The sequence below is a fragment of the Methylobacterium indicum genome, from assembly GCF_017347565.1.
GTDB classification, from domain to species: Bacteria; Pseudomonadota; Alphaproteobacteria; order Rhizobiales; family Beijerinckiaceae; genus Methylobacterium; species Methylobacterium indicum.
The window spans coordinates 2,094,745-2,119,379 of record NZ_AP024145.1; the positions used below are offsets into that span (position 1 = coordinate 2,094,745).

Annotated in this window: 16 protein-coding genes and 1 pseudogene; 10 read left to right on the forward strand and 7 right to left on the reverse strand. The window is 72.0% G+C overall.

Going from position 1 to position 24,635, the window contains the following annotated elements; all coding sequences use genetic code 11:
• Positions 1 to 9: 9 nt before the first annotated feature.
• From miv_RS09755 to cysG, 4 genes are all read left to right on the forward strand, one after another.
• The gene (locus miv_RS09755) at positions 10 to 1,797 is read left to right on the forward strand and encodes a NirA family protein (RefSeq protein ID WP_207182448.1); all 1,788 of its coding nucleotides are present in this window, start codon (positions 10 to 12) and stop codon (positions 1,795 to 1,797) included.
• Positions 1,798 to 2,059: 262 nt separating this feature from the next.
• On the forward strand, positions 2,060 to 3,670 hold the full coding sequence (locus tag miv_RS09760; RefSeq protein ID WP_207182449.1) for a sulfite reductase subunit alpha: 1,611 nt from the start codon (positions 2,060 to 2,062) through the stop codon (positions 3,668 to 3,670).
• 293 nt (positions 3,671 to 3,963) lie between these two features.
• A complete protein-coding gene (locus miv_RS09765) occupies positions 3,964 to 6,645 on the forward strand; it encodes a nitrate reductase (protein WP_207182459.1) in 2,682 nt (893 codons plus the stop codon).
• 54 nt (positions 6,646 to 6,699) lie between these two features.
• The gene (gene cysG, locus miv_RS09770; RefSeq protein ID WP_207182460.1) at positions 6,700 to 8,157 is read left to right on the forward strand and encodes a siroheme synthase CysG; all 1,458 of its coding nucleotides are present in this window, start codon (positions 6,700 to 6,702) and stop codon (positions 8,155 to 8,157) included.
• A gap of 86 nt (positions 8,158 to 8,243) precedes the next feature.
• Here the strand turns inward: cysG and serA are convergent, their stop codons facing one another.
• A complete protein-coding gene (gene serA / locus miv_RS09775) occupies positions 8,244 to 9,491 on the reverse strand; it encodes a phosphoglycerate dehydrogenase (RefSeq protein WP_048429831.1) in 1,248 nt (415 codons plus the stop codon).
• 326 nt (positions 9,492 to 9,817) lie between these two features.
• Between serA and miv_RS09780 the strand changes: the two genes are divergently transcribed.
• On the forward strand, positions 9,818 to 10,411 hold the full coding sequence (locus tag miv_RS09780) for an SCO family protein (RefSeq protein ID WP_089504301.1): 594 nt from the start codon (positions 9,818 to 9,820) through the stop codon (positions 10,409 to 10,411).
• Here miv_RS09780 and miv_RS09785 read toward each other — a convergent pair.
• On the reverse strand, positions 10,408 to 12,246 hold the full coding sequence (locus miv_RS09785; protein ID WP_207182461.1) for a glycosyltransferase family 2 protein: 1,839 nt from the start codon (positions 12,244 to 12,246) through the stop codon (positions 10,408 to 10,410). The genes miv_RS09780 and miv_RS09785 overlap by 4 nt on opposite strands.
• 151 nt (positions 12,247 to 12,397) lie before the next feature.
• Here miv_RS09785 and miv_RS09790 point away from each other — a divergent pair, with 151 nt between their 5' ends.
• From miv_RS09790 to katG, 3 genes and pseudogenes are all read left to right on the forward strand, one after another.
• Positions 12,398 to 13,228, forward strand: a complete 831-nt coding sequence (locus miv_RS09790) for a transporter substrate-binding domain-containing protein (RefSeq protein WP_179945937.1) — start codon at positions 12,398 to 12,400, stop codon at positions 13,226 to 13,228.
• Between the two features lie 102 nt (positions 13,229 to 13,330).
• Positions 13,331 to 13,627: pseudogene (locus miv_RS33815) on the forward strand (transposase); the annotation flags it as partial.
• 472 nt (positions 13,628 to 14,099) lie between these two features.
• A complete protein-coding gene (katG, locus tag miv_RS09800; RefSeq protein WP_048431403.1) occupies positions 14,100 to 16,409 on the forward strand; it encodes a catalase/peroxidase HPI in 2,310 nt (769 codons plus the stop codon).
• Positions 16,410 to 16,472: 63 nt separating this feature from the next.
• On the opposite strand, the gene miv_RS09805 is transcribed toward katG, so the two are convergent.
• The 3 genes from miv_RS09805 to miv_RS09815 all read right to left on the reverse strand — a co-directional run bounded on the left by miv_RS09805 (position 16,473) and on the right by miv_RS09815 (position 19,520).
• Complete coding sequence (locus tag miv_RS09805) at positions 16,473 to 17,600, reverse strand: FAD-binding domain-containing protein (RefSeq protein ID WP_244748935.1); 1,128 nt, start codon at positions 17,598 to 17,600, stop codon at positions 16,473 to 16,475.
• A gap of 90 nt (positions 17,601 to 17,690) precedes the next feature.
• Positions 17,691 to 18,968, reverse strand: coding sequence for a COG3904 family protein (locus tag miv_RS09810; protein WP_207182462.1), 1,278 nt, complete (start codon positions 18,966 to 18,968; stop codon positions 17,691 to 17,693).
• A 246-nt stretch (positions 18,969 to 19,214) separates the two neighbouring features.
• Positions 19,215 to 19,520 (reverse strand): DUF3140 domain-containing protein, encoded by a 306-nt coding sequence (locus miv_RS09815; RefSeq protein ID WP_244749043.1) that lies wholly within the window; start codon positions 19,518 to 19,520, stop codon positions 19,215 to 19,217.
• A 372-nt stretch (positions 19,521 to 19,892) separates the two neighbouring features.
• Between miv_RS09815 and miv_RS09820 the strand changes: the two genes are divergently transcribed.
• The gene (locus tag miv_RS09820; protein WP_207182466.1) at positions 19,893 to 20,681 is read left to right on the forward strand and encodes an enoyl-CoA hydratase; all 789 of its coding nucleotides are present in this window, start codon (positions 19,893 to 19,895) and stop codon (positions 20,679 to 20,681) included.
• Positions 20,682 to 20,699: 18 nt separating this feature from the next.
• On the opposite strand, the gene miv_RS09825 is transcribed toward miv_RS09820, so the two are convergent.
• Both miv_RS09825 and miv_RS09830 read right to left on the reverse strand, forming a co-directional pair.
• A complete protein-coding gene (locus miv_RS09825; RefSeq protein ID WP_048425760.1) occupies positions 20,700 to 21,599 on the reverse strand; it encodes a polysaccharide deacetylase family protein in 900 nt (299 codons plus the stop codon).
• A gap of 29 nt (positions 21,600 to 21,628) precedes the next feature.
• Complete coding sequence (locus miv_RS09830) at positions 21,629 to 22,033, reverse strand: hypothetical protein (RefSeq protein ID WP_207182468.1); 405 nt, start codon at positions 22,031 to 22,033, stop codon at positions 21,629 to 21,631.
• Positions 22,034 to 22,501: 468 nt separating this feature from the next.
• Between miv_RS09830 and miv_RS09835 the strand changes: the two genes are divergently transcribed.
• Positions 22,502 to 24,598, forward strand: a complete 2,097-nt coding sequence (locus miv_RS09835) for an FUSC family protein (RefSeq protein ID WP_207182469.1) — start codon at positions 22,502 to 22,504, stop codon at positions 24,596 to 24,598.
• Positions 24,599 to 24,635: the final 37 nt, after the last annotated feature.

Below are 24,635 nucleotides of genomic sequence, written 5' to 3' on the forward strand. Positions count from 1 at the left end.
GAGCCCGCAATGGCCGACGACTTCGACGCCGAGCAGAAGCGCTACCTCGAAGGCTTCTCCCACGGCATCGCCGCGATCCGCATGACCGGCGGCCTCGCCGGCGGCGGAACTGCGCCTGCGCCCGCCGCCGAGCCGACCGGGCCGGATGCGATCCACATCAAGGCGCAGGACCGCACCGTGAAGAACGGCGGCAAGCTCGCCGACCAGGAGAAGTGGAAGCGGGCCGAGAGCCCCTTCGACGGCCACAACCGGCTGATCGCCGAGGCCGAGACCGGCAAGGCCCCGAAGCCCGAGGACAATTTCCGCTGGCGCTATCACGGGCTGTTCTGGGTCGCGCCGGCCCAGAACTCCTACATGTGCCGCCTGCGGATCCCCAACGGCATCCTGCACCACTGGCAGTTCGCCGGCATCGCCGATCTCGCCGATGCCCATGGCGGCGGCTACAGCCACGTCACGACGCGGGCGAACCTCCAGGTGCGGGAGATCAGCCCTGAGCACGGCCAGCCCTTCCTCGACGGACTCGTCGATCTCGGCCTGACGGCGCGGGGCGCGGGGGCCGACAACATCCGCAACGTCACCGGCTCGCCGACGGCGGGCATCGACGCCCAGGAACTCCTCGACACGCGGCCGCTCGCCAAGTCCTGGCACAACCACATCCTCAACGACCGCTCGCTGTTTGGCCTGCCGCGCAAGTTCAACGTCGCCTTCGACGGCGGCGGCGTGCTGCCGGTGCTGGAGGAGACCAACGACATCGGCTTCCAGGCCGTCGAGGTGATGGAGGGCGCCGCGGTCGAGCCGGGCATCTGGATGCGGCTCGTGCTCGGCGGCATCACCGGCCACCGCGACATCGCCCGCGACACCGGCGTGGTGCTGCGGCCGAAGGAGTGCAACGCCATCGCCGACGCGATCCTGCGGGTCTTCATCGAGAACGGCGACCGCACCAACCGCAGCAAGGCGCGGATGAAATACGTCCTCGACGCCTGGGGCTACGACAAGTACCTCGCCGCCGTCGAGGAAAAACTCGGCCGCAAGCTGGAGCGGGTCGATCCCTCCCATGTGAAGCCCCGCGGCGGCTTCGACCGCTACGCCCATGTCGGCGTCCACAAGCAGGTGCAGCCGGGCCTGAACTGGATCGGCGTGGTGCTGCCGGTCGGCAAGATGACCACCGACCAGATGCGGGCCCTCGCCGAGATTTCCCGCGAGTGCGGCGACGGTCAGATCCGGCTCACCGTCTGGCAGAACTTCCTCTTTTCCGGCGTGCCTGACGACAAGGTGGCCGAGGTCGAGTCCCGCGTGGCGGCCCTCGGGCTCTCCACCAAGGCGTCGAGCATCCGCGCCGGCCTCGTCGCCTGCACGGGCAACCGCGGCTGCAAGTTCGCCGCCGCCGACACCAAGGGCCACGCCCTCCTCATCGCCGACCACGTCGAGGCGGCGGTGCCGGGGCTCGACGTGCCGGTGAACGTCCACCTCACCGGCTGCCACCATTCCTGCGCCCAGCACTATATCGGCGATATCGGCCTCATCGGCGCCAAGGTGACGGTGAGCGAGGAGGGCGACACCGTCGAGGGCTACGACATCGTCGTCGGCGGCGGCTTCGGCGAGGCGGCCAGGATCGGCACCGAGATCTGGAAGGCCGTGAAGGCCGAGGACTGCCCCGGCCGGGTCGAGGCCCTGCTCACCGACTACCTCGCCAACCGCACCGGCCCGCAGGAGAGCTTCCAGGCCTACACCGCCCGCCGCGGGCCGGAGGCCCTGAAGGGCCTCGCCGACGCCCGGCTGCTGGAGGCGGCCGAGTAAGGCACCCTTCTCCTCTCCCCGCGGGCGGGGAGAGGGCTGCGTCCCCGTTCAGGGGATGCAGCGAGCTGCGAACCGCAGGTTCGCCGCGAGGGTGAGGGGGACGTGCCGGATGAGGCTCTTCCGGAAGCACCCCCTCACCCTCGGCTGACGCCTCGCCGCGCCGACGACAAGGTCGCCGCGGCCCTCTCCCCGCCCGCGGGGAGAGGAGAAGCCAGCGCCTTACCGACCGATGTCGACTGCCACTCTTCTCCGGTAACCCCCGATGACCCAGCACGTCGCTCCCCCGCTCGTCCTGATCCCCGAATCCGCCCCCTTCACCACCGACCAGCGCGCCTGGCTGTCGGGCTATTTTGCGGCCCTGCTCGGGCCGGCGGTCGAGGGCGCGACGGCGTTGCCGGCCGGGGCGGCGCCCGGCGGGCCGGCTCTGGCCGACAATGGCGACGCGCCCTGGCACGACCCGTCGATGCCCCTCGACGACCGCATGGTGCTGGCCAAGGACCGCTCCGAACCGCAGAAGCTGATGGCCGCCATGGCCCAGCAGGATTGCGGCCAGTGCGGCTACAACTGCGCCGACTATGCCAACGCCCTCTTCCTCAAGACCGAGGAGCGCCTGAACCTCTGCCAGCCCGGCGGCAAGGAGACGCTCCGGATGCTGAAGAAGCTGGAGGCGGAGTTCGGCACGACGGCACCGGCCGGCGCGGCGCCGGCTTCCGACGATGCCCCGAAGGCCGACGCCCCGGTCGGTCCCTACGGCCTCTGCCGCGAGAACCCGGCCGAGGCGGTCTTCCTGTCGCGCCGCCGCCTCAACGCGCCGGGCGGCGAGAAGGAGACCTGGCACGTCGAGATCGATCTCGCCGGCACCGGCATCGAGTACGTCGTCGGCGATTCGCTCGGCCTGTTTCCCGCCAACGCCCCGGCCCTGGCGGATGCGGTCATCGCCGAGCTCGGCGCCCGGCCGGAGCGGGTCATCGCGACGAAGCTCGGCGAGAAGACGCTGCGCGATCACCTGCTGACCAACTACTCGCTGGGCGGTGCCCCCGACGGGCTGTTCCAGCTCCTGTCGCTCCTCACCTCCGGCGCGCAGCGCAAGAAGGCCCAGGCGCTCAGCGCCGGCGAGGATCCGGACGGCGATGCCGCCTATCTCGACGTGCTCGGGGCCCTGCACAAGTTCCCGGGCGCCCGGCCCGATGCCGAGGTCTTCCTGGAGGCCCTCGACGAGTTGCAGCCGCGGCTCTACTCGATCTCGTCCTCGCCGAAGGCCGATCCGGGCCGGGTCTCGCTCACCGTCGACGCGGTGCGCTACAGCCATCGTTCGCGCCTGCGGCTCGGCGTCGCCTCGACCCATCTCGGCGAGCGCCTGGCCGAGACCGCGAAGGTGAAGGTCTACCTCCAGAAGGCCCACGGCTTCGGCCTGCCGTCCACGCCCGAGACCCCGGTCATCATGGTCGGGCCGGGCACCGGCATCGCGCCGTTCCGCGCCTTCCTGCGCGAGCGCGCCGCCACCGCGGCGCCGGGCAGGAACTGGCTGTTCTACGGCCACCAGCGCCAGGCCTCGGACTTCTTCTACCGCGACGAGTTGAACGGCCTGAAGGACCAGGGCGTGCTGACCCGCCTGTCGCTGGCCTGGTCGCGGGACGGAGCCGAGAAGACCTACGTCCAGGACCGGATGCGCGAGAACGGCCGCGAGCTGTGGCGCTGGCTGGAGGAGGGCGCCCATTTCTACGTCTGCGGCGACGCCAAGCGCATGGCCAAGGACGTCGAGCGCGCGATCATCGACGTGGCGGCGACCCACGGCGGCAAGAGCCCCGAGGAGGCAGTGGCGTATCTGGCCGCGCTCAAGAAGGCGGACCGGTATCAGGCGGACGTGTATTGAGGGCGTCTACGGCCCTGTTCGACCCTCTCGACAGTTTTGAAACCCTCGATGTCATCCCGGGGCCGCGCAGCGGAACCCGGGATCCATAACCGCTGGTTTCAGGATGAATCGGGACGCGATCCGCCAGGTTCGGCACCGTCCGCGGTTATGGATCCCGGGTTCTCGTCGTCGACGAGCCCCGGGATGACGCAGAGGGCGGCAGTTCCGTCGAGTAGGCTGGTGACCCCGGCGGCCTACCCCTTGCTTGCCCCAACCCACCGGCCCCACCCCACGCCCGGCGAAAGGCTCCCGCGATGAACCTGCACGTGCCGGCCCTCGCTCCCGAGGCCGCCCCCGTCCGCACCACCTGCCCGTATTGCGGCGTCGGCTGCGGCGTGCTCGCCCGGCCGGACGGGCAGGGGGGCGCGAGCGTCGCGGGCGATCCGCAGCACCCGGCGAATTTCGGCCGGCTATGCTCGAAGGGCTCGGCGCTCGGCGAAACCCTCTCCCTCGACGATCGGGTGCTGCACCCGGAGATTGCTGGGCGGCGGGCGACCTGGGACGAAGCGCTCGACGCGGTGGCCGAGGGCTTCAAGCGCACCATCGCGGCGCATGGGCCGGATTCGGTGGCGTTCTACCTCTCGGGCCAGCTGCTCACCGAGGATTACTACGTCGCCAACAAGCTGGCGAAGGGCTTCATCGGCACGCCCCACGTCGACACCAATTCGCGGCTCTGCATGTCGTCCTCGGTGGCGGCGCACCGCCGCGCCTTCGGCTCCGACACCGTGCCGGGCTGCTACGAGGACCTGGACGAGGCCGACCTGCTGGTACTCGTCGGCTCGAACACCGCCTGGTGCCACCCGATCCTCTTTCGGCGCATGCTCGACGCGAGGGAGAAGCGCGGCACCAAGATCGTCGCCATCGATCCCCGCTGCACCCAGACCGGCGAGGAGGCCGACCTCTTCCTCGGTATCCGGCCCGGCACCGACACGGCCCTGTTCTCCGGCCTCCTGGTCCATCTCGCGGACAACGACGCCCTCGATCCGCGCTACATCGCCGAGCACACCGCCGGCTTCGAGCCGGCGCTCGAGCGCGCCCGCCAGATCGCCCCGAGCGTCGCGGCGACCGCCGCCGCCACCGGCCTGACCGAGGCCGAGGTCGAGACCTTCTTCACGCTGTTCCGCAGCACGCCACGGGTGGTGACCGCCACCTCCCAGGGGGTGAACCAGTCGGCGCAAGGGACCGACAAGGCCAACGCGATCATCAACTGCCACCTCGCCACCGGCCGCATCGGCCGGCCCGGCATGGGCCCGTTCTCGCTCACCGGCCAGCCCAACGCGATGGGCGGACGCGAGGTCGGCGGGCTCGCCAACATGCTGGCCGCCCATATGCACTTCACCCCGGAGGAGGTGGATCTGGTGCGTCGGTTCTGGAACGCGCCGACCATCATCACGGGCGAGGGCATGAAGGCCGTGGCGCTGTTCGAAGCGATCGAGCGGGGCAAGATCAAGGCGCTCTGGGTGATGGGCACCAACCCCGCCGTCTCGATGCCCCGGGCCGACCGGGTGCGGGCGGCGCTCGCCAAACTCGACACCTACGTGGTCTCCGAGGTGGTGGCGAACACCGACACGGTGCGGGCCCGCAACGCGATCCTGCTGCCGGCCCTCGCCTGGGGCGAGAAGGACGGCACGGTGACCAATTCCGAGCGCCGCATCTCGCGCCAGCGCGCCTTCCTGGCGGCCCCCGGCGAGGCGCGGGCCGATTGGTGGATCATGGCGCAGGTCGGCAAGAGGCTCGGCCATGCCAAGGCCTTCGCCTGGGGCAGCGCGGCCGCGGTCTTTCGCGAGCACGCCGCCCTGTCGGAGTTCGAGAATCGCGGCAGCCGCGATTTCGACCTCGGCGGGCTTTCCGACATCACGGACGCCGCCTACGACGCCGCCGCGCCGGTGCAATGGCCCCTGACCCGCAAGGCCAAGGCGCCGCAGGCCCGCTTCTTCGCCCAGGGCGGCTTCTTCACCCGGGACCGCAAGGCCCGCTTCGTCGCGGTGCAGAAGCCGGCGCTGGCGCAAGCCACCAGCGACGCGCTGCCCTTGCGCCTCAATACCGGGCGGGTGCGCGACCACTGGCACACGCTGACCCGCACCGGAAAGAGCCCGCGCCTCTCGGCCCACCGGGCCGTGCCCTTCGTCGAGATCCATCCCGACGATGCGGCAACGGCTGGTCTCACCGACGGCGACCTCGCCCGGGTCCGCACCGCCCACGCCGCCGCGGTGCTGGAGGTCATGGTGACGCCCGGCGCCCAACCCGGAATGCTGTTCGCGCCCATGCACTGGAGCGAGGCGAACACCTCGGATGGCCGCGTCGGTGCCCTGGCCCAAGGCGCGGTGGACCCGGTCTCGGGCCAGCCCGAACTCAAGGCGACCCCGGCCTCGATCGCCCCCGAGCCCTACCGCTCCCGCGGCTACCTCATCACCCGCGACACGGTGGCAGCACCCTTCGGCTGGTGGTGGGCGCGGGCGAGCCTGGAGGGCGCGACCGGCCTGATCTTCGCCGCCCAAGACGGTGCCCAGGAGGCGGGCGCCCTGATGCGCGACCTCTTCCCCGGCGCGACGTTCAGCGAGTACGCCGATCCAGCCCGCGGCCGCTACCGCGCCGCCGCCTTCCGGGACGGGCGGCTCCTCGGCGTGCTGGCGCTGGCGCCCGCCTCGGAGCGCCCGACCTGGGACGCCGCCAAGGCGTTCTTCCGCACCCAGGAACTCCTGGAGCCCTCCGCCCGCCGGGCGCTGATCTCGGGGCGCGCCGAGAGCGCCGGCACCGGCCCGCTGGTCTGCGCCTGCCACACCGTCGGGCTCGACACGATCCGGGCGGCGATCAAGGGTGGGGCGCACGGGGTCGAGGCGGTCGGCGCGGCATGCAAGGCCGGCACCAATTGCGGCTCGTGCATCCCCGAGATCCGCAAGCTGCTGGCCTCGGAACTTGCACCGGCTTCCGCATAGGCGCATCTGATGAAACCGGATTTCCCGAGACTGGTTGCAGAAGCTCACCCTCCCATGCGTACCCCCCGTGCTCCCCGCGAGACCCGCTCCCCGGGTCTCGAGCCCCTGGCCGTGCTGCCGGTCTTCGTGACGCTCACGGGCAAGCGCGCGGTGCTGGCCGGCGCCAATGGCGGCGCGGCCTGGAAGGTGAAGCTGCTCGCCGCCGCCGGGGCGCATGTCGACGTGTTCGCCCCCGAACCCACCGAGGAGATGCGCGGCGCCCCGGCGGAAGCCGTCGCCGGCACGGTGGTGCTGCACGAGCGCGACTGGTCGCCGGCCGATCTCGACGGCGCCGCCTTCGCCATCGCGGCCTTCGAGGATGAGTGCGAGTGCGAATGCTTCGTCGGCGCGGCGCGCGCCGCGGGCGCGATCGTCAACGCCATCGACCGGCCGCATCTCTGCGACGTGTCGTTCGGCGCCATCGTCAACCGCTCGCCGCTGGTCGTCGGCATCTCGACCGAGGGCGCGGTCCCGGTCTTCGGACAGACCGTGCGGGCCCGCATCGAGGCGATGCTGCCGGCGGGCTTCAAGACCTGGGTCGCCGCCGCCCGCGACTGGCGCGCCGAGGTGAGCGCCCGCTACCATGTGTTCGGCGAGCGCCGGGCGTTCTGGGAGCGCTTCACCGACCTCGCCTTCGCCAACCCGGAGCGGGCGCCGGTCCGCGCCGACCTCGACGCGCTGATCGCCGAGAGCGACGCCGCGCCGACCGGCGGCAGCGTGGTCCTGGTCGGTGCCGGCCCGGGCGACGCCGAACTCCTCACCCTCAAGGCCCTGCGGGCGCTCCGCAGCGCCGACGTGATCCTGTACGACGATCTCGTGGCGCCCGAGATTCTGGATTACGCCCGGCGCGAGGCCCGCACGATGCTGGTCGGCAAGACCGGCCACGGCCCGTCCTGCCGCCAGGACGACATCAACGCCCTGATGGTGTCGCTCGCCAAGGGCGGCAAAAGGGTGGTGCGGCTCAAGTCCGGCGATCCTCTGGTCTTCGGCCGGGCCGGCGAGGAGATCGATGCCTGCCGCGAGGCCGGCATCCCGGTCACGGTGGTGCCCGGCGTCACGGCGGCGCAAGGGGCGGCGGCCTCGCTCGGCATCTCGCTCACCCACCGCGACGCCGCGCGGCGCCTGCAATACGTCACCGGCCACGACCGCCGCGGCACCCTGCCGGACGACCTCAACTGGGCGGCGCTCGCCGACCCCACCGTGACCACCGTGATCTACATGCCCAAGCGCACGATGCGCGCGCTGCTGGCGCAGGCGGTCGCCCAGGGCCTGCCGCCGGCGACCCCGGCGCTCGTGGTGTTCAACGCCACCCGGCCCGATCAGGCGGTGGTGCAGGCCACGGCCCACGACCTCGCCGACCGGGTCGAGGCGGCGGGGCTGGAGGGACCGGCGATCGTGATGGTGGGCGATGCGCTCGGCCGCGGCGAGCGCGAGGCGGTGATGACCGAGGCGCTGGCCTCGGCCGCACACTAAAAAAAAAGCCCCGGCGGGCCGGGGCGTTGCGAACGGTGTCTCCGTGAGAGCGGCGCCCGGCTTTTCGGCCGGGCGCCGCTGCCTGGTCAGCGGCGCTCGTAGAGCAGCCGGGCCCGGATCGTTCCGTCGATGGCGCGCAGCTCCTCGAGCAGGGCCTCCGGGTCGACGTCGGTGGCGTCGGTCTCGACCACGACGTAACCGACCTCGCCGTCGGTCTGGTAGAACTGCGCCGCGATGTTGATCTGCTTGCGGGCGAAGGTGTCGTTGAGGCGTCCGAGCATGCCCGGCAGGTTGCGCTGGACGTGGATGAAGCGCAGGCCCGTCGGGCGGGCCGGCAGCTGCACCTGCGGGAAGTTCACCGCGCCGACCGTCGAACCGATATCCGAGTAATCGACGAGCTTGCGCGCCACCTCGGCGCCGATGCGCTCCTGCGCCTCCTCGGTCGAGCCGCCGATATGCGGGGTCAGGATCACGTTCTCGAGGCCCTGGAGCGGCGAGACGAAGCGGTCCTGGTTCGATTTCGGCTCCACGGGGAAGACGTCGACGGCCGCACCGCGCAGGTGGCCGTCCTTGAGGGCCGAGGCCAGGGCGTCGAGATCGACCACCGTGCCGCGGGAATTGTTGATCAGGTACGAGCCCGGCTTCATCGCCCGGATCTCGGCCTCGCCGATCATGTTGTGCGTCGAGGCGGTCTCGGGGACGTGCAGCGAGACCACGTCGCTCTGCGACAGCAGGGCGTTCAGGCTGTCGACCGGCTCGGTGTTGCCGTGGCGCAGGCGGTCGGTGAGATCGTGGAAGATCACCCGCATGCCCATCGCCTCGGCGAGGTTCGAGAGCTGCGAGCCGATATTGCCGTAGCCGACGATGCCGAGCGTCTTGCCGCGCACCTCGAACGAGCCGTTGGCCGACTTGTCCCAGCCGCCGACATGGGCCGAGACCGAGCGCGGCACGATGCGGCGGAGCAGCATCACGATCTCGCCGATCACGAGCTCGGCCACCGAGCGGGTGTTGGAGAACGGCGCGTTGAAGACCGGGATGCCGCGCCGGCGCGCCGCCTCGAGATCGACCTGGTTGGTGCCGACCGAGAAGCAGCCCACCGCCATCAGCCGGTCGGCAGCCTCGAAGGCGGCCTCGTCGAGCTGGGTGCGCGAGCGGATGCCGACGATGTGGACGCCCTTGATCGCCTGGCGCAGGTCGGCGGGATCGAGCGCCTTGGCCAGCCGGGTCACCGTCACGTAGCCCGAGGCCTCGAGCAGCGCGACCGCGCTGTCGTTGATGCCTTCGAGCAGCAGGACGCGAATCTTGTCCTTGGGCAGCGAGAGTTTGTCGGCCATGGCGGTCTTCTTGGCAGGTCGTCTTGGAAACGGGGTCGGACACCACGTCAGACGCGGCACCGCGGAGCGCGAGCGATAGGAGAGGCCGCGCCGCAACGCAACATGGGGGCCGGCCGCGGAGGACTGCCCATACGCAGGGCAGTGCTGCGCCCATCGCGCGGGCATCCGCTGCGTGTCACGCCCCACGGCCCAAGCTCGTGCCGCCATTTCCGGGGGCGACCCCGTGCCGACTTTCTCCCGGGGCGACCCCGTGCCCCCTTGCCGCCGCGGTCCGGCGGTGGTCCACCGGCGCCGTCCGCTCTCGGCAAGCCAGGAAGAGACCGCCGATGCCCCTCACGCCCCGGATGCGCAGCGCCGCGATCCCGCTCCTCGTCTTCGCCCTCGGCCTCGCGGTGCTCGGGCTCGCCGCCAGCCTGATGCTCGGCCGCCCGGCCACCGGCACCAGCGCGGTCGGCGGACCGTTCACCCTGGTGAACCAGGACGGCCGCACCGTCACCGACCGCGACTTTTCCGGCACGCCGCACCTGGTGTTCTTCGGCTTCACCCACTGCCCGGACATCTGCCCGACCACCCTGCAGCAGATCTCCGACGTGCTGGTGGCGCTCGGCCCCAAGGGCCGCGACGTGAAGGCGCTGTTCGTCAGCGTCGATCCCGAGCGCGACACGCCCGCGGCGCTCAAGGAGTACCTGTCGAGCTTCGATCCCCGCATCGTCGGGCTGACCGGCTCGCCCGAGGCTGTCGCCGCTACCGTGAAGGCCTACCGCGCCTACAGCCGCAAGGTGCCGCTGAAGGACGGCGACTACACGATGGAGCATACCGCGCTCGTCTACATCATGGATGGACGCGGCCACTTCGCCGGCTCGCTCAACCTGATGCGTCCGGCCGCGGATGCCGCCGCCGAGGTGGCGCGCCAGCTCTAAGGCCCGTCGCGCTGCATCGCCCCGCTGCGAGAGGTGACGGCGCGCCCATGCGCGGTCTTGTTCCAGCGATAGGGCGCGAGCAGCAGCTCGACGAGGCCGAGCCAGGCGGCGAGGCTGACGAGGAGATAGTAGGCCGGCAGGGTGATCGCCCAGGGCGCGAGGCTCCACCAGCCCCGGCGCAGGCAGCCGGCGAGCGCCGGCAGCCACATCGCGCCGAGGCCGGCGAGGAAGACCGTGGCGCCCGTCGCCGTGACGAGGTTGGCGAGGAAGTCGGGCGCATCCGGCAGCGGACCTGCGGCGAGGAACCAGACCGCCAGCAGGATCCCGAACGGGTAGGCGAGCGCCGAGACCACCGTGCCGGGCACCATCGCCACCGCGCAGAGCAGGCCGAGGGGGCCGAGGCACCGGAGCGCCCGGACCGGGTGCCGGCTGTGGGTGATCGCCGTCTGGACGAAACCCTTCATCCAGCGGACGCGCTGGCGCAGCCAGGGATACAGGTCGGCGGGCGCCTCCTCGAGGGTCGCGAGCGGCAGGTCGCCGACCCGGTAGCCGGCGAGCGCCAGCCGCATGCCGAGATCGGCATCCTCGGTGACGTTCCAGGCGTCCCAGCCGTGGACCTCGCGCAGCACCCGCGTGCGGAAATGCGTCGTCGTGCCCCCGAGCGGCACCGGCAGGTGTGCCGCGCTCAGGAGGGGCAGCAGCACGTCGAACAGTGCGGAATATTCGAGGGTGAAGCAGCGCGTGAGCCAGGAATCGGCGGTGTTGTCGATCACCAGCCGCCCCTGGAGGCAGGCGAGGCGGGCGGGACCGGCGCGAAACAGGGCGGCCGCCGCCTTGAGCTGGCCGGGATCGGGGACGTCCTCGGCATCGTAGACCACGAGATGTTCGCCGCGGGCGAGCCGCAGGGCGACGTTGAGGGCCCGCGGCTTGGTGCGGGGCAGGCCGGCCGGTGCCGTCACGATCTCGAACCGCGCCGGCAGCGATTGCGCGGCGAGCGCCGCCGCGGTGGCGGTGTCGTCGGCCTCGATGACGAATTTGAGGTCCAGCTTGGAGGCCGGATAGTCCAGGCGCTTCAGCGCCGCGACCAGGCGCGGCACCACCTCGGCCTCGCGGTAGAGCGCCACCAGCACGGTGTAGACCGGAAGCTCCGCGTCCGGCACTTGGCCGAAATCCGGCGGCGGATCGGGCACGAGGAGCGGGGCGGCGAGGCGAAACACGATCACCGCCAGGAAAGTCAGGTTGAGGAGCGACAGGACGGCGAGCTGGATCCAGGGCGCGGCGTCGAGGAGGAGCAGGGACGCGGCCCCCGCGAGCATCAGGGCGAGGATCTGGCCCGGATGAAGGCCGGGGCGGTAGGCCCAGTCGGGGGCGCGGACCTCCAGCGCCTCGGCGGCCCGGGCTGCCGCGCGGGGTCCGGCTCTGGCGAGCACCGCGGCGGCGAGGGCCGCCGGCGTCGTGAATACCGCGTTCGGCGGGGCGCCGGTGGCGAGCAGGGCGGCGACCGCGCCGGGGGGCGGCGCGAGCAGCCACTCCCCGCCGGCCCCGCGCGTCGCACCCTGGCGGACGTCCTCGGGGAATCGCGCCCCGGGGTCCAGGGCGAGCCCGGTGTCGCGGAACGGCCGCCCGAGTGCGCGGGCGAGGGCGGCATAGTAGGCGGCCTCGCTCATCAGGCCGGCGCGCAGCAGGGCCGCCGCGGGCTCCGTCCCCTCCTGCCGCGCCAGGATGGCGGCCTCCCGGACGACCGCGAGGTCGACTCCCTGGCCAAGCAGGAAGGCCAGCTCGCCCGGCAGGACGATGGCGGTCGCGCCGTGGGGAGAGCGGACCTCGACGAACATGCGGGCTCCGAACTTGCCGACTCCCTCCGGCGGAGGTTCGTGGTATCGGGAGCCTATGGCTCGTCCCGTTCCCGCAACAGCGCCCCGCCGCCCGACCGGCGGTTTTTTCGCAATCGTGGCGCGTATGCCGCAGCGTCAGTGGCGCGTCCAAATGGCAGCCCTGCTGCAAGCGGCGGTCCTGCTGATGCTCGCGGCGGGTCCGGCCGCGGCGGCCGAGCCGGTGACGATTCCGAACTTCTGGAATCCCCGCGCCCGGCTGGAACGGCCCGATCCGCCGCAGGCCACCCGGCCGATCCGTTTCCTCACCGACGACGAGTACCCGCCGCTGCACTTCGCCGGGCCCGACGGCAACCCGACCGGTTTCGCGGTCGAGCTCGCCCGGGCCGCCTGCGAGAAGCTCGGCCTGACCTGCACCGTGCAGGCGCGCCGCTTCGACACCCTGCTCGACGCGCTCCAGGCCAACCAGGGCGACGTGGTGGCGGCCGCGATCCCGCTCACCGCCTCGCTCCGCGCCGGCCACCAAACGACCCGGCCGTATTTCCGCTGGCCCGCCCGCTTCGCCGTGCGCGGCGACAAGGGGCTGCCGGCCCCGGACCCGAAGGGGCTGGCCGAGCACCCGACCGGGGTGATCTCCGGTACCGCCCACGAGGCGTATCTGCGCGCCTTCTTCCACGTCACCCCGAAGACCTATCCCGACCTCGGCACCGCCGAGGCGGCGTTGCGCCGGGGCGAGATCGACTACCTGTTCGGCGACGGGCTGGCGCTGGCGCTCTGGATCGGCGGTACCGATGCCGCCGGCTGCTGCGCCTTCTCGGGCGGCGACTACCTGGAGAACCGCTACTTCGGCGAGGGTATCGGCTTCGTCACCCGCAAGGAGGACGAGGCGCTGGCCCGCGCCCTCGACGACGCGCTCCAGCGCCTGTGGGACGAGGGCAAGTACGCTGAATTGTACCTGCGGTTCTTTCCGGTGAGCCCGTTCTGAGCGGATCCTCCGTCGAACCCGCCTGCGACACGCCGAGGATTCTTGATCTCTAGCACTGGGTGTCGCAGCGATGTGAGGGCAGTTGGTCCGAGTCGGGCGAGCCTCTGCCCGTTCCTGCCGACGCCGTATGCGGAGGGCGGTTGCCGGGGGCCAGCGTTCCGGGAGGCTCTGGAACGGGTATGCCGGTCCGTGACGGTGGAGATCGTCAAACGTTCGGATCGGGCGGTCGGGTTCGAGGTCCTGCCCGGGCGTCGGATCGTCGAGCGGACGATCGGCCGGCTCGAGCGATGCCGACGGCTGGCAAAGGATTGGGCGTGCCGCACCCGCAAGGCGCGGGTTTTCCTGCGCCTTGCCTCGGTCCGCATCATGCTCGGAAAGCTCTGCCAGGAATCAACATGATCCCGGACAGACACTCGGGTTCTTGTTTTGTCGCTGATTTTTGCCGCCGAACCGGTGTCCACTTCGGCGAAATCTGCTGGGCGTCGGCCGGCCTGCGGGAGCGCGGGGCATGGGCCTGCGCGCGCGCTGGCCGGTAGCCAAAAGGCGCCGAACCCCGAAAGCCCGCGACGTCCGGGAAGCGGCCCGAGACCGCGTGCCGCGGTGAACGCGAATTTAGTGGCCGCAACGGAAGCGGCGCCTATCTGCGTCCGCGCACCGTATGGTCGGTCCGGGGCCGGGATGAGGGATCGTTGTCCAGAGTCGATGCCGAGGACGGGTTCGTCCATCGCCCGGCGGGGCAGCCTCCTTCGCATACCCCATACTAGTATGATCGCCAGACGGTTCATCGCACGATTTCCGGGCGGGACGGCTTCCGTGGGGAAGGCCGCCCGCTCGCCCCTCCCGATCGCTCAGGCGCGGTCGGCACAGAAGGATCGACGGCGTGGAAACCTATAAAGACGTCCTGTCCGGCAAGTGCCCCTTCGGCGGCGACCGCGTCGGCGGCGCCCTCGCGACGCCGCCCACCCTGGAGGAGTGGTATCCCGACCGCCTGCGCGTCGAGACGCTGCACCAGAACGGCCCTCAGGCGAACCCGCTCGGCCCGGACTTCGATTACCGCGCGGCCTTCGCGGCCCTCGACTACGAGGGGCTGAAGCGGGACATCAAGCAGTTCCTGACCAGCTCGGTGTCGTGGTGGCCGTCCGATTACGGCAATTACGGCCCGCAGATGATCCGCATGGCCTGGCACTCCGCCGGCACCTACCGCATCGCCGACGGGCGCGGCGGCGCCGGCCAGGGCCTGCAGCGCTTCGCGCCGATCAGCAGCTGGTGGGACAACGGCAACACCGACAAGTCGCGCCGCCTGCTCTGGCCGATCAAGCAGAAATACGGCAGCGCCCTCTCCTGGGCCGACCTGATGGTGCTGACCGGCACCTGCGCCCTCGAGATCATGAACTTCCCGACCTACGGCTTCGCCGGCGGCCGCGAGGATGCCTGGGAGGCCGACAACGCAACCTATTGGGGCCCCGAGCTGTGGGACCCGACCAACGTCAAGTCCTTCGACGAGATGGTCAACCGCGACAAGCGCTGGCAGGGCAAGAACGGCGACGCCGATTACGACCTCGAGAATCCGCTCGCGGCCTCGCACCAGGCGCTGATCTACGTCAACCCGGAAGGCCCCTACGCCAACGGCGACCCGATGGGCTCGGCCCGCGACATCCGGGTGACCTTCACCCGCATGGCGATGAACGACGAGGAGACCGTGGCGCTGATCGCCGGCGGCCACGCCTTCGGCAAGAGCCACGGCATGGTCAAGGCCGACCGGATCGGCCCGCCGCCGGAGATCGCCCCGATCGAGGCGATGGGCCTGGGCTGGCACAACCCGGAGGGCACCGGCGCGGCCGAGAACACGATGACGAACGGCATCGAGGGCTCGTGGACGCAGAATCCGACGACCTGGGACAACAGCTACCTGGAGAACCTGTTCAAGTTCGAGTGGAAGCAGACCCGCAGCCCCGCCGGCGCGCTGCAATGGGAGCCGACCGACCCGGACGCGCCGCGCACGCCCGACGCCCATATCCCGGGCAAGTCGCATCCTCTGATGATGATGACGAGCGACATCGCGCTCAAGACCGACCCGGTCTACCGCGAGATCTGCGAAAAATTCCTGTCTGACTTCGACTACTTCACGCTGCAATTCTCGAAGGCCTGGTACAAGCTCACCCACCGCGACATGGGCCCGAAGGAGCGCTACGTCGGACCGGAGACCAAGATCGAGGACGACCTGATCTGGCAGGATCCGATCCCGCCGGTCGACCATCCGCTGATCGACGAGGCCGACATCGCCGCCCTGAAGGCGGAGATCCTGGGTACCGGATTGTCGGTCTCCGATCTCGCCTTCACGGCCTTCTCGTCGGTCGCGACCTACCGCAACAGCGACAAGCGCGGCGGCGCCAACGGCGCGCGGCTGGCGCTGGCGCCGCAATCGGGCTGGACCGTCAACCGGCGCACCCTGCCGGTGATCGAGCGCCTGCGCACGATCATGGCCGGGTTCAACGGCAAGGCCGCCGGGGGCAAGAAGGTCTCGCTCGCCGACCTCATCGTGCTCGGCGGCTGCGCCGCCGTCGAGGAGGCCGCGAAGGCGGCGGGTGCGGCGACGCCGGTGCCCTTCGTGCCGGGCCGGATGGACACCACCGACGCGCTCACCGACGCCGACAGCTTCGAGTGGCTGAAGCCCCTGGTCGACGGGTTCCGCAACTATGTCGACCCGTCCTTCGCCGAGATCGCCAAGGGCCGCGTCGCGCCCGAGGAGGTCTTCTTGGACAAGGCCAACCTCCTGGCGCTCACCGCGCCGGAATGGGTGGTGCTGACCGGGGGCCTGCGGGCGCTCAACCTCAACCACGACGGCTCGCGGCACGGGATCTTCACCGACCGCGTCGGCGTGCTGACCAACGACTTCTTCACCGTGCTGACCAGCATGGACTACGAGTGGAAGAAGGCGGATGCGGCAGGCCACGCCTTCACCCTCGACGACCGGCAGACCGGCGAGACGAAGTTCACGGCGACCCGCTGCGACCTCGTCTTCGGCGCGAACGCGCAGCTCCGGGCGGTGGTCGAGATCTATGCCGGCCGCGACGGTCAGGAGCGGTTCGTGCGCGACTTCGTCAAGGTCTGGCACAAGCTGATGATGCTCGACCGCTACGACGTGAAGCGCACCGACGCCGGGACGCCGAAGGCCGCGTGAGCGGAGCGTCGTTCCCGTGAAGCAGCACCCCCTCTCCCACCCGGGAGAGGGGACCCCGCACCGTCAGGGTGCCATCACCTTCGGGATCGCGCCGCGCAGGCGCGAATAGCCCCGGTTCGACAGCGGCCAGGCCCGCTCGTCCCAGGCGCGCCGAATTCGGCGGCAGCCTGCCGGCAGGGCGTCGGCGGAGGGGCCGACGGGGGCCCACGGCGTCACGACCGGCAGGCCGCCGGCCCAGCCGTCCCGCATCGGCTCGGCCGGGCAGCCGAAATGCGCCGCCGCCCGGGCCAGGGCATCCGCCATTCCCGCCGCATCCGCCGCCCGCACCGTGTCGGAGGCTTCCTCGTCGGAGGCGAGGAGGCCGGCGACGCGCGTCACCCGGGCATTGCCGAGAGGCAGGGTCTCGGGCGCGAGGTCGTCGAGGTGGAGGAGCAGGGCGACCGGCCCGTCGGGGGCGGTATCGGCATGTGCCAGCGGCACCTCCCGGGGCGGGATCTCCTCCGCCAGGGAGGCGGCGTCCTCGTTCAGGCCGGCCGGATCGTGACGTCCCTGCGTGAACTCGCGGATGTTGTCGCGCCGGGCGAGATACGGCTTGCCCCGCGTGTGCAGGCCGGCGACCCAGCGCCAGGACAGGGTGTTGCTCGCCGGGTCGCCGTCGAGGAGGTGGCGCAGGAAGAACGCTGCGCCGAGCTCCCAGGGCAGGCGCAGCGTAAAAATCCAGATCGAGGCGAACCACATCCGGGCGTGATTGTGCAGGAAACCCTGCTCGACGAGCTGCGTCGCCCAGGCGTCGAACCCGTCGAGGCCGGTCTCGCCCGCCACCGCCCGGTCATGGGTCCGGTGCAGGCCCGGCTCGTCGGCGAGGCGCGCCCGCGCCGCGTCGCGCCCGGCCCGATAGCGGGCCCAGGCTTCCGGATGGGTCTCGAGATGGCCCTTGAAGTAGGTGCGCCAGAAGACCTCCGAGACGAACTTGTCCGCTCCGCGCTCGCCGAAGACCGAGAGCGCCGCCCGGGCGACCTCCTCCTCGGTCAGGAGACGGCGGCTCAGGTAGGGCGAGAGGCAGGAGGTCGTCGGCGCGTCGTCCCGGCCGGGATCGGTGTTGCGGGTGGCGGCGTAATCCGCACCGGAACCGGCGAGGAAGGAAGCGAGGGCGTCGAGGCCGGCGGCCCGGGTCATGACGGGGTGAGGCATGACCCGAGATCTAGGCCGCCGCACCGGCGCGGCAGCGTTCGGTCCGAATGCTGGCGCGGAACTGGGCGGATCGGCCGCAACCCGCCGAACTCACGGCTCTCCCGGCAGCGCCGAGGCCTCCAGCCGCCGGGCCGTCCGGCCGAGCAGGGCCTCCCGCAGCCGGAGCGCGTCGCCCCGCGAGAGAATCCCGGAGAGGCGATGGCGCAGCGCGGCGCAGCCGGACGCGTGCAGGGACGAGGCGGAGGCCAGCAGCGGCGGCGTCGCAACGGACGACGCGACGAGGGGCGCCGACCCGGCGAGGGCCCGATCGAGCAGGTCCCGCATCCGGGCGCGGCCGCCCTGCCGATCCGGCAGGGCCTCGGCCGCCGTCACGAGATCGCCGTCCCGCCCGATGGCGCGGCAGGTCTCCTCGCCCCCTCTCGCCGCCATGGCGTCGAGGACAAGGCGGCCGAGATCCGCCAGGGTGGCGTCGTCGGCGCCGACGAAGGCCGCGCGCATCGCCCCCACCGCCTCGGCCCGGATGAGGTCGAGGCCGTCGCTCTCGCTGCGACCCTGGCGGTAGGAGTTCCGGTAGCGGGCGGCGATTCCGTCGAGCGCTCCCGGCCGGCGCGACGCGAGCGGTGCGAGAAGGTCGACGGCCCGGATCACGGCCGCCCGGGCGCCGGCGAGGGAATCGTCGTCGTCGAGGGTCGAATCCGGCAGGTCGCCGGGACCGACCACCCGGGTGACGGCCCCGGCAGCGCGCAGTCGCGCCGCGTCGGGAATCCAGATGTCGCGGGAGGGGGTGGCGAGCGCCTGATCGACGAAGGCCGGCTCCAGGCCGGCGGCGAGGTAGCGGCCGCGCTCCTCGCTCGCATCGACCGGGATCATGGCGCCGAACGCGCCCGGCTCGTAGGGGGCGTGGAAGCCGAGGCGGCTGTCTTCCATGATCAGGCGCTCGCGGCCGCGTACGAAGGCGAGCGTGCAGGCCGAGACGCAGTAATCCGGCACGTAGGTGACGAGGCCCCGCTCGGCCACGAGCTCGCCGATCGCCGTTCCCTCGTCGACGAGGCCGCCGTCGCTGGTGAGGTGCAGCCGCACCACCCCCGGATGGGCATCGAGGAGCCGGCGCAGGCGGTCGGCGGCGCCGTCGTCGAGGTCGCCCCACAGGCGCACGTCGCGCCCCCCGGGGCCGAGCGTGATCCGGGTCGACGACCCCTCGGCCGCGGTGTCGGGGGGCGCCGCGGCGGGGCGGGGCAGGGCGGCGAGGGTCGGGAGCCCGTGACCCGCCACACCGAGACCGGCGAGGACGAGACCCAGCACGCCCGCCCACAGGCCCACCCGCACGCCGGACCATGCCCGGCGCCGCCGCACATCCGCTCCCGTCATCCCGGACCCCCATGACCCGCTTGTCGCGTTGCCTTACGGCTTGACCCCCAAGTCAGCCACATCGCCGCGGCGATGCGAAGACCTTGAGGTATGGGCAAGGATCAGCAAGATCCGGGCCGAACTGGGGCCAGAGTGGGGTCCGTCCCTTCAGTGCGGCCCGAGAGCGGACAGAGTTGTCGGAATGTGGCGGCGCGGGAGAAACTTGCGCTCCGGCCCGCGCCACCATGTCGCTGTGGCGGGTTTGCCTCAATCCTTCAGCGGATCGTGGCCCCAGTTCATGAGAGAGTAGCGCCAGCGCGAGGTCTCGGCGTCCTCCTTCGGTCCGCCCTGAGCAAGGTGGCGTTTGACGTAAGCCGCGACCTTGCGCATGTCGGCATAATCGTCGTCGGTGAGATCCGCCTTCTTGGTGTGCTTGATCTCGACGATCCGGCGTCCCTGGTGATGGCCGACCGATTCGCCGCCCTTGGCGCTCTCCTTCTTGGCGCCGTCGCTCCAGCCGACCGAACGGCTCTCCTCGCTGTCGAGCCATTTCTCCAGCTCGCCCGGACTCATGTTCACCGCCTCGCGGAAGGCCTGCCAGGTCTCCTCATGGCCGGTCTCCTCATGGCCGGTCTCCTCATGGTCGGTCTTCCCGTGGTCGGTCTTCCCGTCGTCGCTCGTCCGCGATGCCGCCTGCTTGCTCATGTCTCGCCTCGTCCTCGATCCAGTCGCGCATCAACGCCACTGGCGCCCGGGCGTTCGTCGTTGCCTTGTGGATTCGCGGCAGACGGTGGGGCGTGCAGGCGCTCAGCAGATTTCGTCGAAATGGACACCGGTTCGGCGGCAAGAATCTGCGACGAAACAACAACCTGAGCGGGCGAAGCGTTGGCCTACCAACGCAAGTCTGCTTAGGGTCGCGCACCCGCCCACCCGGATGCGTCCGCCATGACCGATACCGACGAACTGCTGCACGAGGTCGACGAGGCGGGCATCGCCCGCATCACCCTCAACCGGCCGCAGGCGCGCAACGCCCTCACCTTCGCGATGTACGAGCGCCTGCACGGCCTCGCCGAGGCGATCGACGCCGACCCGGCGGTGCGCGCGGTGGTGATCCAGGGGGCGGGGGGCCGCGCCTTCGCGGCCGGTACGGACATCGCCCAGTTCCGCGCCTTCTCGACGCCCGAGGACGCGCTCGGCTACGAGCGCTTCATGGACCGGGTGCTCGGCGCGCTCGAGCGCTGCGCCAAGCCGACCATCGCGGCGATCGCCGGGGCCTGTACCGGGGGCGGCGCGGCGATCGCCGCGACCTGCGACCTGCGCATCGCCACCCGGGACGCCCGGTTCGGCTTTCCCATCGCCCGCACCCTCGGCAACTGCCTGTCGGTCGCCAACCTGCGCCGGCTCTCCGCCCTCGTCGGCGCCGCCCGGGTCAAGGAGATGATCTTCACCGCCCGCCTGGTCGAGGCCGAGGAGGCCCGGGCGATCGGGCTGGTGAGCGAGGTGGTGGAGGATGCCGCGGCTTTGGCCGAGCGGGCGACCGCCCTGGCGCATCTGGTGGCGGGCCACGCCCCGCTGACGCTCGCCGCCACCAAGGAGGGGCTGCGCCGCGTCCGCGACGCGGCGCCGTCCGAGGCCGGGGACGACCTGATCCTCAGTTGCTACACGAGCGCCGATTTCCGCGAGGGCATGGAGGCGTTCCTGGGCAAGCGCCCGCCGCGCTGGACCGGGCGCTGACCCCTTCGCGAGGAGCGCCTATCCGGGCACCATCCCGTCCGGCAGCGTCATCGCATGATCGGCGATGTCCCCGGCGCGGGTGATCCACACCGCGTCCCGGGCCTCGGCGATATGCGCCAGCGCCCGGCGCAGGGGCCGCAGCCGGTGCGGCTGGCCGACCAGGTAGGGATGGAGCGCGATGCCCATCACCAGCGGGGCGGCCTCGGAGGCGGCGCGCATCTCCTCGAAGGTATCGACGATCATCTCGGCGAATTGCGACCCCGAATCCTTGCGCCCGACGATCGACGGGATGTCGTTCAATTCCTGCGGGTAGGGCACCGAGAGGATGCGGCCGCCGCCGCGGGTCCGGAACCAGGTCGGCTGGTCGTCGTGGCACCAGTCGAGGAGGTAGCGGTAGCCGGCCTCGGCGAGCAGGTCCGGGGTCGCGCGGCTCTGCGAGATCCAGGGGCCGAGCCAGCCGGCCGGCGCCTTGCCCTCGGCATGCGCCAGGACTGCGGTCGCCTCCGCGATCAGCGCCCGCTCCTCGTCCTCGGCCAAGGTGCCCTGGCGCTCGGCATTGCTGCGGCCGTGCCCCACCACCTCGTCGCCGCGGGCGCGAAACACCTCCATCAGGCCGGGGCACTCGGCGTAGATCCGGCTGTTGACCAGAACCGAGGCCGGCAGGGACAATTCGTCGAACAGCGCCGCGAGGCGAAAGACCCCGACGCGGTTGCCCCAGTCGCGCCAGGCGTAGTTCAGCACGTCGGGTTGCGGCCCGCCCGGGGCCAGCTCGGCCCCGAGGCCGCCGCCGAACGCGAAGCACTCGACGTTGAGGGCGACGTAGACCGCGAGCCGCTTCCCCCCGGGCCAGTCGTAGACCGGCCGGCGCGGCAGGGGGCTGTAGCCGTAGCGCCCGTGCGGGCGGGTCTCGTCGCTCATTCGTGTCTCCGTATTCGGGGTTGTTCGACTCAAGGCTGCTTCGGGGCGGCCGGTGCCTCCGCCGGGGCGGCGAGCAGGAGGATGCCCGGAACGACCTTGCCCTCGGGGCCGTATTCGCCGGCCACCGCCAGGCAGGCGGCCTCGCGGTTCTGCATCATCTGGTTCGACATCAGGGTGAAGATCGTCTGGACCTTGGCGCCGAACGGCCCGCGGGGCGGGCGCACGTCGTCGATCGTCACCTGGTAGCGGGCGAGCAGCGCCTCGAACGCCTCCGTGCCGATGCGATAGCCGCAGACATTGGCCGCCGCGAACACGTAGGCTGCCGTCTCCAGGGCCCGCGGCGGCGGCGCGTTGCGGATGCCCTGGGCGGCGGCCCCGCCGCAGGCGAGCGCGAGGAGGATTCCCGAGAGGGCGGGGAGGCGGGACGGGCGCATCGGCAGACAGATCCTCCGACAGGAACGGCCCGGTCTAAGGCCGGGCTCGCTGACCCGACGCGACATAGCGCGAACCCTCCCGGACGCCAGGGCGACGCTCGGAGGGATTGCCGCCTCATCCCGGGACTGCTCTCTCCCGGAACGCCCCCAGCCGGGCGCACCCGGGCGGACCATCGGCGATCCGGCGGGCGATCTGGACAGCGTCGCCCCCGCGCCGAGATCGCCGATCCCCGTTCCCCATCGAGTCCGGGCCTCAAGGCCGCTTCGACCATCGCGATGCCGGTGCCCCGGCCTTACCGCCGACCGGGTCCGGTTCACGCCGCCGCCCGGAATCCTATAACGGGGACGGGACCCGCCTTGCGCCGAGGGTCGCCTGCCTTGCGGGGCATGCGGCTTGCTCCGGCGCGGACCGCGAGACCCTGTCCGCCTTCGCGACCCGAGCGCCCCCGCCGTGCCCCGTCCCGCCCGATGAAGCCCGTCCCGATCCGCCGCGGGACCCTACGCGAGCCCGGCCCCGACCTCGCCCGGCTGCCGGTCGCGCCCGACCTCACCGGCATCAGCATGATCGAGGGGTTGCGGGCGGCCCTGGCCTTCGGGTCGATCATCCTGCTGCATACCTGGATCGCCTGGCCGCCGCTCCTCACCATGGCGCTCGCAGCCAACCTCACCTGCTTCTGCGACATCGGCGGGCCGATCCGGCCGCGCCTGCGGGCGCTCCTCGCCTTCGCGGGCCTCGGCGGTCTGTTCTGGGGCGCCTTCGGGGTGATGGAGGGCTACGGCCCGGCCCTGGTGCTGCCGGTGGCGCTTCTCGTCATCTTCTGCTGCACCTTCGCGCGGGTCTGGGGCGTGCCCGCCCAGACCGTCGGCAACGTCCTGGTGGTGGTACTCTGCCTCGCCCTCGACCGGGCGCTCACTATTGAGCAGGGGGCGATCGTCGCCGCGATGTTCTGGGCCGGCGGGCTCTGGGCCGCTTTCCTGGCACTCGTGGTGTGGCGGCTCCACCCGTACCGGCCGGCCCACACGGCGATCGGGGGCGTGTGGCGCGGCCTGTCACGCCTCGCCCGCGACCTGCGCCGGCTCTCGGCCGACCCTCACGGCACCGACCCCACCGTGTGGGAGGCCCATGCCCGCGGCCATCGCCGGGCGGTGCGGGACGCGATCGAGGCCGCCCGCACCCTGGTGCTGGACCTCGCCCGCAGCCGGGCGCGCCTGTCGGAGCGCAACGCCCGGGCGCTGATCCGGCTGGAGGCCGCCGAGCAGCTCTTCGGCGTGATGATCGCCCTCTCGGACTATCTCGAACGCGCCACCCCGGCGCAGCGGGCGGAGGCTGCCCGGCTCCTGCGGCTGCTGCCGCCGATGCTGAAGGTGCTGTCGCGGGCGATCCGCCGCGACCGGCCGGTCGACCTCGCGCGCATCAAGCGGGCGCTCGTCCGGGCCAAGCCCGGCCCCGATGCCGATCCGGCCCTGCGGCGGATGGCCGAGCGCATCCTCGACCGGGTGCGGATCGGCGCCAAGCTGTCGGGGCCGGAGGACCTGGCCGGCGGCGGCGGGCTCGCCGGGGCGCCGGCCCCGCCCTGGCGCGAGATCGTGCTGGCCCCTATGCGTGCCAACCTCACCTGGTCCTCCGCCAACCTGCGCCACGCCGTGCGGGCGACCGTGGTGGCCCTGCCGGCGCTCGCCGTCACCGTCTGGTGGCCGGGCCCGTTCACCCACTGGCTCACCATCACGGTGGTGCTGACGATGCAGCCCTTCTACGCCGCCACCTGGCAGCGGGCGCTGGAGCGCGTCGGCGGCACGGTGCTGGGCGGGCTGATCGGGGCGGTGCTGGCGTTCTACGCCACGTCGCCGCCGGTCCTCGCCGCCATGATGGTGCCGCTCAGCGTCCTCGGCTTCGCCGCCCGCGGCGTCAGCTACGGCACCTTCATCGCCTGCCTGACGCCGCTGGTCGTGGTGCTGGTGGAGCTCGTCGAGCCCGGGCACTCGTCCTGGGAGATCGTCGGGATGCGGGCCCTGTTCACGGTGCTGGGCGGTGCCGTGGCGGTCTTGGCCGGCCTGCTGCTGTGGCCGCTCTGGGAGCCGGGCCGCGTGCGCGACGCGCTCCGCAGCGCGCTCCAGACCCATGCCCGCTACGCCGAGGCGGTGGTGGCCGAGCATCTCGGCGAGGCGACGACGGCCGACGCCGAGGCCGCCGCCCGGGCGGCGGGGCTCGCGAGCAACAACCTGGAGGCGGCGCTCTCCCGCGCCCTGCAGGAGCCGCGCCGCCGCGGGCATTCCCGCATCGAGGCCGCGATGGTCGCCGACGCCACGCTCCGCCGCATGGCCGGGCGTTTGGCGATCCTGCGCCACGAACCGGAGCCCGCGGGCGCCGAGGCCGCGACGTGGCGGGCCTGGCGCGACTGGCTGTCCCGGGCGCTCGCCGCCACCGCCGCCGGCGAGAGGCTGCCGCCGAAGCCCGAGGGGGCGGACTCGGCGGTGTTCGGCCGCATCGCCGCGCAGGTGGAGCTTCTTGCCGGAACGCTGAAGCGAGCCGGGATCGGCCCCCGGGAGGCCGGACGGCCGACGTGAGTCCCCTGGTGCCGTTCGCCCTGGTGCCGCTCGCCCT

Excerpts from the sequence above, each read along its gene's own strand:
- miv_RS09755 (WP_207182448.1), top strand. The coding sequence starts at position 10 with ATGGCCGACGACTTCGACGCCGAGCAGAAGCGCTACCTCGAAGGCTTC.
- miv_RS09760 (WP_207182449.1), top strand. The coding sequence starts at position 2,060 with ATGACCCAGCACGTCGCTCCCCCGCTCGTCCTGATCCCCGAATCCGCC.
- miv_RS09765 (WP_207182459.1), top strand. The coding sequence starts at position 3,964 with ATGAACCTGCACGTGCCGGCCCTCGCTCCCGAGGCCGCCCCCGTCCGC.
- cysG (WP_207182460.1), top strand. The coding sequence starts at position 6,700 with ATGCGTACCCCCCGTGCTCCCCGCGAGACCCGCTCCCCGGGTCTCGAG.
- serA (WP_048429831.1), bottom strand. The coding sequence starts at position 9,491 with ATGGCCGACAAACTCTCGCTGCCCAAGGACAAGATTCGCGTCCTGCTG.
- miv_RS09780 (WP_089504301.1), top strand. The coding sequence starts at position 9,818 with ATGCCCCTCACGCCCCGGATGCGCAGCGCCGCGATCCCGCTCCTCGTC.
- miv_RS09785 (WP_207182461.1), bottom strand. The coding sequence starts at position 12,246 with ATGTTCGTCGAGGTCCGCTCTCCCCACGGCGCGACCGCCATCGTCCTG.
- miv_RS09790 (WP_179945937.1), top strand. The coding sequence starts at position 12,398 with ATGGCAGCCCTGCTGCAAGCGGCGGTCCTGCTGATGCTCGCGGCGGGT.
- miv_RS09805 (WP_244748935.1), bottom strand. The coding sequence starts at position 17,600 with ATGCCTCACCCCGTCATGACCCGGGCCGCCGGCCTCGACGCCCTCGCT.
- miv_RS09810 (WP_207182462.1), bottom strand. The coding sequence starts at position 18,968 with ATGACGGGAGCGGATGTGCGGCGGCGCCGGGCATGGTCCGGCGTGCGG.
- miv_RS09815 (WP_244749043.1), bottom strand. The coding sequence starts at position 19,520 with ATGAGTCCGGGCGAGCTGGAGAAATGGCTCGACAGCGAGGAGAGCCGT.
- miv_RS09820 (WP_207182466.1), top strand. The coding sequence starts at position 19,893 with ATGACCGATACCGACGAACTGCTGCACGAGGTCGACGAGGCGGGCATC.
- miv_RS09825 (WP_048425760.1), bottom strand. The coding sequence starts at position 21,599 with ATGAGCGACGAGACCCGCCCGCACGGGCGCTACGGCTACAGCCCCCTG.
- miv_RS09830 (WP_207182468.1), bottom strand. The coding sequence starts at position 22,033 with ATGCGCCCGTCCCGCCTCCCCGCCCTCTCGGGAATCCTCCTCGCGCTC.
- miv_RS09835 (WP_207182469.1), top strand. The coding sequence starts at position 22,502 with ATGAAGCCCGTCCCGATCCGCCGCGGGACCCTACGCGAGCCCGGCCCC.